The organism is Burkholderia sp. Bmkn7 (assembly GCF_041103175.1).
Classification (GTDB): Bacteria; Pseudomonadota; Gammaproteobacteria; order Burkholderiales; family Burkholderiaceae; genus Burkholderia; species Burkholderia cepacia.
This window is the reverse complement of the sequence record NZ_JBGCUH010000003.1, coordinates 317710-329912: the sequence shown is the minus strand read 5'-3', so window position 1 is coordinate 329912 and position 12203 is coordinate 317710. Positions and strand designations below refer to the sequence as shown.

Here is a 12203-nt window from a genome sequence, read left to right as displayed (position 1 = left end):
CTCACGTACTCAGATTCCCCTTGCGAACCGCAAAGCGAGATACGACATCACTCCTTATCCACGTCACCTGACCAACGCACTCGCGCACGTGCGGTCAATGCAAAAGGCAGAACGGAACAAGTAATAGAAATTAGCAACCCTGAATCATATTCGTCCGATTGATCGACGTTTCCCATCTGGAATAGCGTCTCTAGGCAGCCATTCCATTTACTGAGACAGGGAAGCCGGATGAAAGACGAACTCAAAACACCGACCTATCTTTTCGCCACTGTTGGTGCGCTCACGGAACGCGGCGGACGCGTCACCACCGCAACCAGCGGCCTGACCCTGGCTGGACTAGAAGTCGCCTGCGTCGGCGACGTAGTGACCTATGACGACGGCAGCGAGGCCGCGATTGTCGACGGCGCGGGAAACAACCACAGCGGAGGCAAGCCGTTCGCGTTGGTCGGCAGCCGATTGAGCAACGGTGACCGCATTACCGAAACGCTGCGCACCTCATGGGGCATGCACGTGCGGGATGGGCAAAGCGCTGCGGGCCTGTTCGATCCGACCTATGTGCCGCCGCCCGCGCCGCCCGCCTACAGATTGGCGGTACGTGGCGCAACAACCGCGCGCGGCGGCGCATTGCGCGAGCCGTCCGGCACATGGGAAGTAGCGCCGCACTTGGGCAGGGCTGCCACGGTGGGCGACCTGATCCACTATCCGGACGGTTCAACCGCGCGCGTGACGAGCGGTCTGGGTTTGGTCGACAGGCCCGACTTCGCACCGCTCGCATTCGTTGGCAGCGAACTCGATAACGGCGACATGATCACCGATAGTCCCGAGCGACAAGGCGTAGCTTCATCCGTTGTATTTCGCGTCGTCACCCGCTCGTCCGTGCCCCGCTGAGGTAGCGTCCATGATCCGCTACTTTCTTGCCAAAGGCGACCGCGCCGGGGAAGCGGTGATTGTCGAAGGCCTCGACACCGTGACCTGCTCCAATCCGCCGCCGAGGGTTCATATCGCCACGCTGGATATGAAGACCTACTGTTCTGCCTGCAAGCGTGAAGGGTACATCGCACCGCAAGGTCCGCGCTGGCCAGGTACCGGTCCGAACGGCAAACAGTGGGCATTGAGCGGGGATATCAATGTCTGCGGATGCAACCCACCGCCGATCTTCCACGCTGAGCGCGGCATGCGGATGATTTTTACTGCGGGAGAGACTGCAACGCTGAATGGGCACCAACCTGATGCAGCCGAGCGGTCGTTTGCTCGATCGGCTGTCGTACACGACGAGCAATTCACCTTGCTCGATGACTCCCGCCGCCCGCTCGCGAACATTCGCTACCGAATCGTTACCGACACCGGGCAGATTTTCACGGGCACCACGGACACGGCCGGGCAAACACATCGAATCGCCACCGACGCCTCGGCAACTCTGAAAATCTATACGACGGAACATTGAAGCAATGAAAAATTTTGATGCGAATGACGGCGGAGAATGGTTCCTCGTACACACAGGCGCCGTCACCAATACCAATCCTGGGTCGACGGTGGAAGTAACGATCAATACCGAAAGAATATGTCACAACATGACAAACAAGGAATTCCGGGAAATGGTATTGAGCAAACGCGATCGAGCCGTTTTTCTCGTCGACAAAAGAATCAAGGATCTGCAGCGCTGGTCCAACACTGATAAGGCACGCGTATTACAGTGGTTCGGCAGAAATGATGAAGGCACTCGCATAACGCTATTAACAGGTCTGACTGCAATCGTCCGCGTACTAAAGGCACTCACCGGATACAATTTCACGCGATGGGATAGCGATCGATTCAAACATATTGGATGCGTTCCAAATCCGAACAAATCGGGAGTCGCGGCATCAGTGTGTTCGCCGGATACCGCAACTCATACGATCGCAATACATCCCGATTTTTGTACAATGCGAGACTTCTCATGGGAAAAAGATTCCGTAGTTTCCACCCTGATTCATGAGGCGAGTCATTTCGACGACACAATGGGAACCCGGGATCACAGATATTTCATGGAGGAGTGTTTGACGTTTGGAGCCGAAAACCCGAATCAAGCAATCAACAATGCCGACAGCATTGCAGGATACGTCATTTACAATGCTTAAATTTATTCTTGCCCTAAGCCTTCTCGTCTCCAATCCGGTATTCGCATGCATCGCCAGCGAGAACTTCGACATCTACTTTTCGAGAGACAGCTCGCACCTATCAAATGCAGAGATCGTCCGCATTGCAAAATGGACAGCCGACCAAAGGCTCAATTACGCAAATCACCTGACCAAAGAGACAACACTGATCAGCGGCCATGCCGAGGAAAGTGAGCCGGGAGCACTGGCCCTTGCGCAATCAAGATTGCAAGTCGCGTATGCGCTGTTGGAGCAACTCGGCTTTTTGCGCGGAACCATCAAGAAGAGCGCCCGCGTCTATTCGCATGGCGACGTGGAAAATGGGCGACGTGTGGAAATTTCCTTCCTGCCCGATTGCCCTAACAAGTGCTGCGACGGCTAGTAACGTCATGCTGCCGCCGATCACGGCGATGCGGTATCTACGTACACATGGGGCGACCCTGCCGCACCACTGCCTGCAACATCCCTATGCCCTGTCGGGTGTGTCCCACCAAAGAAAAAGCCACCCGGCCCGACGGCCAGGTGGCTTTTTCGCACGAGGAGCGGGACGACGCATTGCAACGCCGCCCGCGCGTCACATCAGGCTGCTTACTTGCCGCCGATGCTCTTCAGCGGCTTCCACTCGCCCTTCTCGACCTTGTACATCGTGATGCCGCCGTTCTTCAGGTCGCCCTTCGCGTCATACGCGACGTGCGTCGACGTCACGCCGGCCATGTCGGTCTTCGCGAGCACCGGCAGGTACTTCGCCGGATCGGTCGAATCGGCCTTCTTCATCGCGTTGAACAGCGCCATCGCGCCGTCGTACGCATACGGCGAGTAGGTCTGCACGTCTTCGCCGAAGCGCTTCTTGTACTTGTCGGCGTACGTCTTGCCGCCCGGCATTTCTTCGAGCGGCAGGCCTGCCAGCGAGGCGATCGTGCCGTCGGCCGCGTTGCCCGCGATCTTCAGGAACGTCGGCGTCTTCACCATTTCGCCGCTCATCAGCGGGGCGGTGATGCCGAGCGTCTTCATCTGCTTGACCATCGGTGCAGCCTGCGAATCCGCGCCGCCGTAGTAGACGAGATCCGGCTTCGCCGCCTTCAGCTTGGTCAGGATCGCCTTGAAGTCCACCGCCTTGTCGTTCGTGAATTCACGGTCGACGATCGTCGCGCCGCCGGCCTTCGCGGCCTTCTCGAACTGGTCGGCGAGACCCTGGCCGTAGGCCGTGCGGTCGTCGACGATCGCGATCTTCTTCATGCCGAGATCCTTCGACGCGAACGTGCCGGCCACCGAGCCCTGCTGCGTGTCGGACGTCATCATGCGGAAGGTCGTCTTGTAACCCTGCTGCGTGTATTCCGGTGCGGTCGCCATCGCGATCTGCGGAATGCCCGCGTTCGCGTAGATGCGCGAGGCCGGAATCGTCGTGCCCGAGTTGAAGTGGCCGAGCATGCCCTTGATGCCGTCGTCGACGAGCTTCTGCGCGACCGTCGTGCCGGTGCGCGGGTCAGCCTGGTCGTCCTGCGTGTCGAGTGCGAACTTCACCGGCTTGCCGCCGATCTTCGGGCTCGTCGCGTTGAAATCCTCGATCGCGAGCACGATCCCGTTCTGCATATCCTTGCCGTAGTGCGCCTGCGCGCCCGTCATCGGCCCAGCGTAACCGATCTTCACGTCATCCGCATGGGCCGTCCCCGCCAGCGACATGACCGCGACGAGCGTCGCGCCTGCCACCTTTTTCATCGTGTGTTGCATAGCATCTCCTTGGTACCAGGGTAAATGGAGCGGCTTCGGGATCGCCTGGCCGCTTCCTTTGTTTGATCCGAACGGCAAGGATGATCAGCCGATCGTCATCAAATTCGCATTGCCGCCCGCCGCGGCCGTGTTCACGCTCACCGAGCGCTCCGTCAGCAGCCGTTCCAGCGCGTAATCTTCCGCATCACCGTTCTCGAACGCACCCACCGACACGCCCTGCACCGACACGATCGGGCCCGGCCGCTGCGCGACGTCCTTCACGAGCGTCTGCAGTTCGTCGCTGTCGCCTTCGAACAGCACCGCGTCGAACGGCGTATCGGCCTGCTTGCGCACGGTCGCATGCGCCTTCAGCGACGCCGGCAGCGCGGCGACCAGCGCCTCGCCGGCCGCGCCCGCGAACAGCGCGCGGTTGCCGGTCGCCAGCACCGCCGCGAACTGCGCGCGCGCGCCGCCCGGCGTCGCCGCGACACACAGCACCGTGCCGCGCGGGCCGAGTGTATACGTGTTTCGCTCGCCCGTCGGGCCGGTCAGCACGGCGGTCGCACCGGCCGGCACCTGCGCCAGGTAACCGTCGCAACGCGCGGCCAGTGCCGGCTCGCGCTGCTCGATCAGCCAGTCGCGCAGCGTCGTGAGCGCTGCCGCCGGGTTGCCGCGCGCATCGCCTTCGACCGCGCCGTCCGCGATCAGCGTCTGCGCGAGCGAACGCGGCAGGCCCGACGGACGCGTCGCGAGCAGGCGCTGCAGGTACAGCGCGCCGCCGGCCTTCGGGCCCGTGCCCGACAGCCCTTCGCCGCCGAACGGCTGCACGCCGACCACCGCGCCGATCACGTTGCGGTTCACGTAGATGTTGCCGACGTGCGCATTCGAGATCACGTGCGCGATCGTCTCGTCGATCCGCGTGTGGATGCCGAGCGTCAGGCCGTAGCCGGTCGCGCGGATCTGCTCCAGCAGCTTGTCGAGCTGGCTGCGGCGGTAGCGCACCACGTGCAGCACGGGGCCGAACACTTCGCGCTTCAGCTCGTCGATGCTGCCGATCTCGATCAGCGTCGGCGGCACGAACGTGCCGTGCGCGCACGCGTCCGGCATCGGCAGCTGCGTGACCGCGTGGCCCTTCTCCTTCATCGCCGCGACGTGCGTGTCGATCGTCTGCTTCGCTTCACCGTCGATCACCGGGCCGACGTCCGTCGACAGCCGGTCGGGGTTGCCGAGCGCCAGCTCGTGCATCGCGCCCTTCAGCATCGTCAGCGTGCGGTCCGCGACATCGTCCTGCAGACACAGAACGCGCAGCGCCGAACACCGTTGACCGGCCGAGTCGAACGACGACTGCATCACGTCCGCGACAACCTGCTCCGCGAGCGCCGACGAGTCGACGATCATCGCGTTCTGGCCGCCCGTTTCCGCGATCAGCGGGATCGGCTTGCCGTCCGGGTCGAGGCGCGCCGACAGCGTCTTGTTGATCAGGCGCGCGACTTCGGTCGAACCGGTGAACATCACCGCACGCGTGCGCGGATCGGCGACCAGCGCCGCACCGACGGTCTCGCCGTCGCCCGGCAGCAGCTGCACCGCGCCGGCCGGCACGCCGGCCTCGCGCAGCAGGCGCACGGCCTGGGCGGCGATCAGCGGCGTCTGTTCGGCCGGCTTCGCGAGCACCGTGTTGCCGGCCGCGAGCGCGGCGGCCACCTGGCCCATGAAGATCGCGAGCGGGAAGTTCCACGGGCTGATGCAGACCACGGGGCCGAGCGGACGGTGCGTGTCGTTCGAGAATTCGTCGCGGATCTGCGCGGCGTAGTAGCGCAGGAAGTCGACCGCTTCGCGGATCTCGGCGATCGCGTTCGGCAGCGACTTGCCGGCTTCGCGCACGATCAGGCCCATCAGCGTGTGCATCTGCGCTTCGAGCAGGTCGGCTGCGCGCACCAGGCAATCGGCGCGTGCGTCGACCGGCGTCGCCTGCCAGATCGGCGCGGCGGCCACCGCATGCGCGAGTGCCGCGCTCACGTGTTCGGCCGTCGCTTCGCTGACGGTGCCGACGGTGTCGCGCTGGTCGGCCGGGTTGCGCACGTCGCGGGCCGGCGCGTCGGCGAGCGTGTCGTCGGCGAGCATCGGCGCCGCGCGCCACGGGAAGTGCGCGCTCGCGAGCAGCGCGGACGACAGCGACGCGAGGCGGTGTTCGTTCGACAGGTCGAGGCCCATCGAGTTGGGACGCTCGTCGCCGTACAGGTTGCGCGGCAGCGGGATCTTCGCGTGCGGCGCGCCGAGCGGCACGACCTTCGACGCTTCGTCGACCGGATCGGCGACCAGTTCCTTCACCGACACGGTCTTGTCCGCGATGCGGTTCACGAACGACGTGTTCGCGCCGTTTTCCAGCAGGCGACGCACCAGGTACGCGAGCAGCGTCTCGTGCGTGCCGACCGGTGCGTACACGCGGCACGGCCGGTTCAGCTTGTCGCGGCCGGTGACTTCCTCGTACAGCGGCTCGCCCATCCCGTGCAGGCACTGGAATTCATACTGGCCCGGGTAGTAGTTCTGGCCCGCGAGCTGGTAGATCGCGGCGAGCGTGTACGCGTTGTGCGTCGCGAACTGCGGATAGACGGCGTCGGGTGCGGCGAGCAGCTTCTTCGCGCACGCGAGGTACGACACGTCCGTGTAGATCTTGCGCGTATAGACCGGATAACCTTCGAGGCCGTCGACCTGCGCACGCTTGATCTCGGTATCCCAGTACGCGCCCTTGACCAGACGGATCATCAGGCGGTGACGGCTGCGGCGCGCGAGATCGATCAGGTAGTCGATCACGAACGGGCAGCGCTTCTGGTAGCCCTGCACCACGAAGCCGATGCCGTTCCAGCCCGCGAGATCCGGATCGAAGCACAGCGCCTCGAGCAGGTCGAGCGACAGTTCGAGGCGGTCGGCTTCTTCCGCGTCGATGTTCAGGCCGATGTCGTAGCGGCGCGCGAGCAGCGCGAGCGCGCGCACGCGCGGCAGCAGCTCGCTCATCGTGCGGTCCTGCTGCGAGCGCGAGTAGCGCGCGTGCAGCGCCGACAGCTTGATCGAGATGCCCGGGCCTTCGTAGATGCCGCGGCCGCCGGCCGCCTTGCCGATCGCGTGGATCGCCTGTTCGTACGACGCGTAGTAGCGCTGCGCGTCCTCTTCGGTCGTCGCCGCTTCGCCGAGCATGTCGTACGAGTAGCGGAAGCCGCGTGCTTCGTACTTGCGGCTGTTCGCGAGCGCTTCGGAAATCGTCTCGCCGGTGACGAACTGCTCGCCCATCAGGCGCATCGCCATGTCGACGCCCTTGCGGATCAGCGGCTCGCCGCCGCGGCCGATCAGGCGCGTGAGCGCCGACGACAGCCCCGCTTCGCTGTTGGTCGTCACGAGTTTGCCGGTGATCATCAGCCCCCAGGTCGCCGCGTTCACGAACAGCGACGGCGCGTGGCCGACGTGCGAGCGCCAGTCGCCCTTGCTGATCTTGTCGCGGATCAGCGCATCGCGCGTCGCGCGATCGGGAATGCGCAGCAGCGCCTCGGCAAGGCACATCAGCGCGACGCCTTCCTGGCTCGACAGCGAGAATTCGTGGATCAGCCCTTCGACGCCGCCGCCCGAGCTCTTCTCGCGCAGCGCCTCGACGAGCTTCGTCGCGAGCGCCTGCACGTCCGCCTGCAGGTTCGCGGGCAGGCGCGCCTGGCCGAGCAGGAACGGCACGCATTCCGGCTCGGGGCGGCGGTACGCGGCCGTGATCGCCGCGCGCAGCACCGATTGCGGCTGCACGTTCTGCGCGAATTCGAGAAACGGATGCGGCGAGTTGTCGTCGTCGCCGTCCGCAGCCTGGCCGTCGGCGAGCTCCGTGACGCCGCTGTGGCCCGACAGCTCGGGCGGCAACTGGCCGTGCTCGATCCGCTCGAGATACGCGAAGATCGCCTGCTTGATCAGCCAGTGGGGAGTGCGCTCGAGACGCGCGGCTGCGTCCTTGAGGCGCGAGCGGAGAAGGTCGTCGACCTTGACGCCGAGAGTCGTGCTTGCCATGGTGGGTTCGTGCGCCGGTGCGAGCCCGGCAATGTGGTGTGAGAGGATGCGCGAAATCCTACGGCACGCAATAAAAAGGTGCAACCAAATTGCGAGATGGGTTGCACCCTTGGGTTAGTCAATATAATCAGCCACTTATGCGGTTGCAACCTAGGAGTTGCCCGTGGTCGGGGGATCGGTGTTTTCCCTGAGCAGGCCGATTTGACATGCGTGCGCAACCTTCCCCGCGCGCGGCGGCGGACGAAAACGGGTTGCACTGGGGTGGCAGCGGGTGGCGCGCCCGGGGATGGCCGTGCGGCAAGAGACGGTTCGGGGCTGCCCGACGGCCCGGGTGTCGACGCAGCGGCACGTGGTGTGCGGTGTGCGGTGTGCGGTGTGCGGTGTGCGGTGTGCGGTGTGCGGTGTGCGGTGTGCGGTGTGCGGTGTGCGGTGTGCGGCACGACGGCCGCATGGCGCGCCGCTCAGATATCCAGCGGATCGACCTCGACGCTCCACCGCAGCACGCCCTTCAGCGCGCGCAGCTCCGGCTGCCACGCGCGCAGCGCATGCTGGAGCGCCGCCCGCGACGCGCTTTCGAGCAGCAATTGCGCGCGGTGGACGTTCGCGACCTTGACGATCGTCATCGGCACCGCGTCGTACACGGTCACGCGATCGGCGCCCGGCAACCCCGGCAATGCGGCCGCGGCTTGCAGCAGGAATGCGAGCGCCGCGTCGAGCGTGCGCCCCTCGGCGCGCAGCAGCGCCTGGTAGACGAACGGCGGCAGGTGCGCGTCGCGGCGCTCGCCGAGCGTCGAATTCGCGAAGCCGACGTAGTCCTGCCGCCCGAGCGCGTGATACAGCGCGTGACGCGGGTAGCGCGTCTGCACGAGCACCTCGCCCGGCAGCCCGGCGCGCCCCGCGCGGCCGCTCACCTGCATCAGCTGCGCGAACAGCCGTTCGCTCGCGCGGAAGTCATGCGAGAACAGCGCCGTGTCGGCATTGAGCACGCCGACGAGCGACACGCGCTGGAAGTCGTGCCCCTTCGCGATCATCTGCGTGCCGACGAGGATGTCGACCTCGCCCGCATGCACATCGGAGAAAAGCGCCTGCGCACTACCCTTGCGGCGCGTGCTGTCCGCGTCGATCCGCAGCACGCGCGCGCCCGGCACGGCCTCGGCGAGCGCCTCCTCGATGCGTTGCGTGCCGCGCCCGAGCGGCGCGATGTCGACGTTCCCGCACTCGGGGCACGATCGCGGAATGCGGGCTTCCCAGCCGCAGTGATGGCAGCGCAGCGCATGCTCGGGCTTGTGCAGCACGACGTACGCGCTGCAGCGCGGGCAGCCCGCGACCCAGCCGCATGCGTCGCACGCGAGCTGCGGCGCGTAACCGCGCCGGTTCAGGAACACGAGACTCTGCTCGCCGCGTTCGAGCCGCGCCTTCAGCGCCGCGACGAGCGGCCCCGACAGCCCGCCCATCGACGCGCGGCCGCGCCGCCGCTCCTCTTCGAGGTCGATCAGCCGCACGGTCGGCAGTGTCGCGTCGGCCACCGCGCGGCGCGACAGCGTGAGCCGCGTGTAGCGGCCCTGCTCCGCCTGCCACCAGCTTTCGAGCGACGGCGTGGCCGAGCCGAGCACGACCCCGATGCCGAGCTGCTTCGCGCGCCACACGGCGAGATCGCGTGCCGAATAGCGCAGCCCTTCCTGCTGCTTGTACGCGGGCTCGTGCTCCTCGTCGACGACGATCAGCGCGAGCGCCGGCATCGACGCGAGCACCGCGAGGCGTGTGCCGAGCACGATCCGCGCACGCCCCGTATGCGCGGCGAGCCAGTTGCGCGCCCGCTCGCCCTCGGCGAGCCCGCTGTGCAGCGTGACGATCGCGTCGTCGGCGAGCGCACCCGCGAAGCGCGCGCGAAACGCGGCCTCGAACTGCGGCGTCAGGTTGATTTCGGGGACGAGCACGAGCGCCTGCGCGTCCGGCCGGGCGTCGAGCAGCGACGCGAGCGCGTGCAGATAGACCTCGGTCTTGCCGCTGCCCGTCACGCCGTGCAGCAGGAACGGCGCAAAGCCCTGCGCGGCGCGGATCGCGTCGAGCGCCTCGGCCTGCTGGTCCGTGAGCGCCGGCGGCACAGTTCGTCCACCGGCTGCCAACAGGTTATCCACAGCTTTGGGCACAGGCGCATCGGCCCAGCCGATCTCCTTGACGTCAACCCAGCCGCGCGCCGCCCAGTCGTCGAGCGTCGCGGCCGCCTTCGGGTGCAGCGCGCGCGCATCGGGCAGCGCGAGCGAGCCGGTGTCGACCAGCGCCTGCGCGAGCCGCCGCAGCGCGGCCCCGCGTGCGGGCAACGCATCGGGCAGCGCCGCGCGGCCGCCCTCCGTCGGCCGGTAGCGCACCTCGGGCGCGAGCAGCCGCCCCCAGCGCCCCGCATCGCGCAGCGCCTGCGGCAGTGCCGGCAGCGCGACCTCGCCGCGCCCGCGCTGGTAGTAATCGGCGGCGAACGACACGAGCGCGAGCCAGTCCGGCGACAACGGCGGCAGGTCGGTGCAGATCGCGTCGACCGCGCGCAGCCGGGACGGCGGCACGTCGGTGTGAGTCGTCACTTCGCAGACGAGCCCGACCGCCTGCCGCTTGCCGAACGGCACCTGCACGAGCGTGCCCGGCACGGGCGCCGGTTGCGCGTCGCAGCGATAGTCGAACAGGGTGGCGAGCGGATGGTCGAGCGCGACGCGCAGGTAGGTGCCGCTCATCGCGGCGCTCCGGCGGCGGCACGCACCGCATCGAGATGGGCGGCCGGCATCCGCGCCCGCATCGTGGCGGCGGACTTAAAGTAAAACTTCAGATTCGGCGCTAAGTTTTGGATTCGCATTAGGAATCGCCGTATACCCTGCCCAGCCTGTGGATAACTTTGTTGAGAACTCGCCGCTCACCGGCCGCAACGCACGCGGGGCCGCGCTTTCCGCTGATTTTCGCCGCTTGTTGCGGTGCCCCGCGGAGCCTTATTCCATAAGGCTGCTATTCAAATTACCGAACCATAGCGAGGCAATTTGACCGACACAGGGCTCTACCGCGCTGCAACGAGGAAAATGTGTATAAGTCAAGTCTTGACAAGCACTGAATCGGCAACCGGTGCGGGGTTGCGCCCTGTTTAGCGCCGAAAACGAAACGCTGTCACCCCGCAGTGCAGCATGACAGCGTTTGCGTTCAGCCGGCGGCTCCGCTACGGATCGCGCGGCTGTGGTTATGCACCTCGTCGACGAGTTCGGCGACGTGATCGGGCGACGTGAATTGCGAAATACCGTGTCCGAGGTTGAATACATGGCCCGGATGGTTGCCGTAGCTGTCGAGCACCGCGCGCGCCTGCTCGCGCACCGCGGCGGGCGGCGCAAACAGGATCGTCGGGTCGAGGTTGCCCTGCAGTGCGACTCGCCCCGCGACGCGCTCGCGCGCGGCGCCGAGGTTGACCGTCCAGTCGAGCCCGACCGCGTCGACGCCGGTCGCCGCGATCTCCTCGAGCCACAGCCCGCCGCCCTTCGTGAACGTGATGACCGGCACGCGCTCGCCGTCATGCTCGCGCTTGAGCTGCGCCACCACGCGGCGGATGTAGTCCAGCGAGAAGCGCTGGTACGCGCCGTCCGCCAGCGCGCCGCCCCACGTGTCGAAGATCATCACGGCCTGCGCGCCCGCTTCGATCTGCGCGTTCAGGTAAGCAGCCACGGCCTGCGCGTTCACGTCGAGAATCCGGTGCATCAGGTCGGGGCGCGAATACGCCATCGACTTCACGGTGCGGAAATCGTCCGACCCGCCGCCTTCGACCATGTAGCACGCGAGCGTCCACGGGCTGCCCGAAAAGCCGATCAGCGGCACGCGCTGGCGGCCCTGGCCGTCGGTGAGCGCGCGGCGGATCTCGCGCACCGCGCCCGTCACGTAGCCGAGCGTCTCTTCAATGTCCGGCACCGCGAGCCTGGCGACGTCGGCCTCGGTACGCACCGGATGCGCGAACTTCGGCCCTTCGCCGACCTGGAAGTCGAGGCCGAGGCCCATCGCGTCCGGAATCGTCAGGATGTCCGAGAACAGGATCGCGGCGTCGAGCGGAAAGCGCTCGAGCGGCTGCAGCGTCACTTCGGTCGCGTAGTCGGGATTCTTCGCGAGACCGAGGAAGCTGCCGGCGCGGGCGCGCGTCGCGTTGTATTCGGGCAGGTAGCGGCCGGCCTGGCGCATCAGCCAGATCGGCGTGTAGTCGGTCGGCTCGCGCAGAAGCGCACGCAGGAAGGTGTCGTTGAGCAGGGTATGGGCCACGGTAGGAGCGACGGTGCGAAGGCAAAGCGGCATTTTACCGGACAGCCGCCG

General features: G+C 66.2%; 8 protein-coding genes. 4 read left to right on the top strand and 4 right to left on the bottom strand.

What is annotated here, in order from left to right:
• Positions 1–228 precede the first annotated feature (228 nt).
• Genes AB3K92_RS22930 through AB3K92_RS22915 form a run of 4 tightly spaced genes read left to right on the top strand, consistent with a single transcriptional unit; the run spans position 229 to position 2517 of the window.
• A complete protein-coding gene (locus AB3K92_RS22930) occupies positions 229–888 on the top strand; it encodes a PAAR domain-containing protein (protein ID WP_369465869.1) in 660 nt (219 codons plus the stop codon).
• Between the two features lie 10 nt (positions 889–898).
• Complete coding sequence (locus AB3K92_RS22925) at positions 899–1444, top strand: hypothetical protein (protein ID WP_081057204.1); 546 nt, start codon at positions 899–901, stop codon at positions 1442–1444.
• Positions 1445–1448: 4 nt separating this feature from the next.
• Positions 1449–2117: a M35 family metallo-endopeptidase gene (locus AB3K92_RS22920; RefSeq protein ID WP_369465868.1), complete on the top strand. Its 669-nt coding sequence runs from the start codon at positions 1449–1451 to the stop codon at positions 2115–2117.
• Positions 2110–2517 carry a hypothetical protein gene (locus AB3K92_RS22915; RefSeq protein WP_048028327.1) on the top strand — a complete coding sequence of 136 codons (408 nt, stop codon included), beginning with the start codon at positions 2110–2112 and terminating at the stop codon, positions 2515–2517. Before AB3K92_RS22920 ends, AB3K92_RS22915 begins: the two co-directional genes overlap by 8 nt.
• A gap of 206 nt (positions 2518–2723) precedes the next feature.
• Here the strand turns inward: AB3K92_RS22915 and AB3K92_RS22910 are convergent, their stop codons facing one another.
• From AB3K92_RS22910 to hemE, 4 genes are all read right to left on the bottom strand, one after another.
• Positions 2724–3863: a branched-chain amino acid ABC transporter substrate-binding protein gene (locus AB3K92_RS22910; RefSeq protein WP_318826350.1), complete on the bottom strand. Its 1140-nt coding sequence runs from the start codon at positions 3861–3863 to the stop codon at positions 2724–2726.
• Positions 3864–3947: 84 nt separating this feature from the next.
• Positions 3948–7880 carry a trifunctional transcriptional regulator/proline dehydrogenase/L-glutamate gamma-semialdehyde dehydrogenase gene (putA, locus tag AB3K92_RS22905; protein ID WP_249452863.1) on the bottom strand — a complete coding sequence of 1311 codons (3933 nt, stop codon included), beginning with the start codon at positions 7878–7880 and terminating at the stop codon, positions 3948–3950.
• Positions 7881–8341: 461 nt separating this feature from the next.
• Positions 8342–10603: a primosomal protein N' gene (locus tag AB3K92_RS22900; protein ID WP_369465867.1), complete on the bottom strand. Its 2262-nt coding sequence runs from the start codon at positions 10601–10603 to the stop codon at positions 8342–8344.
• A 454-nt stretch (positions 10604–11057) separates the two neighbouring features.
• Positions 11058–12152, bottom strand: coding sequence for a uroporphyrinogen decarboxylase (gene hemE, locus AB3K92_RS22895; protein ID WP_034195829.1), 1095 nt, complete (start codon positions 12150–12152; stop codon positions 11058–11060).
• Positions 12153–12203: the final 51 nt, after the last annotated feature.

Bases quoted from the DNA above. Each gene is read 5' to 3' on its own strand.
- AB3K92_RS22910 (WP_318826350.1), bottom strand. From the start codon at position 3,863: ATGCAACACACGATGAAAAAGGTGGCAGGCGCGACGCTCGTCGCGGTC.
- AB3K92_RS22900 (WP_369465867.1), bottom strand. From the start codon at position 10,603: ATGAGCGGCACCTACCTGCGCGTCGCGCTCGACCATCCGCTCGCCACC.
- AB3K92_RS22915 (WP_048028327.1), top strand. From the start codon at position 2,110: ATGCTTAAATTTATTCTTGCCCTAAGCCTTCTCGTCTCCAATCCGGTA.
- AB3K92_RS22925 (WP_081057204.1), top strand. From the start codon at position 899: ATGATCCGCTACTTTCTTGCCAAAGGCGACCGCGCCGGGGAAGCGGTG.
- AB3K92_RS22930 (WP_369465869.1), top strand. From the start codon at position 229: ATGAAAGACGAACTCAAAACACCGACCTATCTTTTCGCCACTGTTGGT.
- putA (WP_249452863.1), bottom strand. From the start codon at position 7,880: ATGGCAAGCACGACTCTCGGCGTCAAGGTCGACGACCTTCTCCGCTCG.
- AB3K92_RS22920 (WP_369465868.1), top strand. From the start codon at position 1,449: ATGAAAAATTTTGATGCGAATGACGGCGGAGAATGGTTCCTCGTACAC.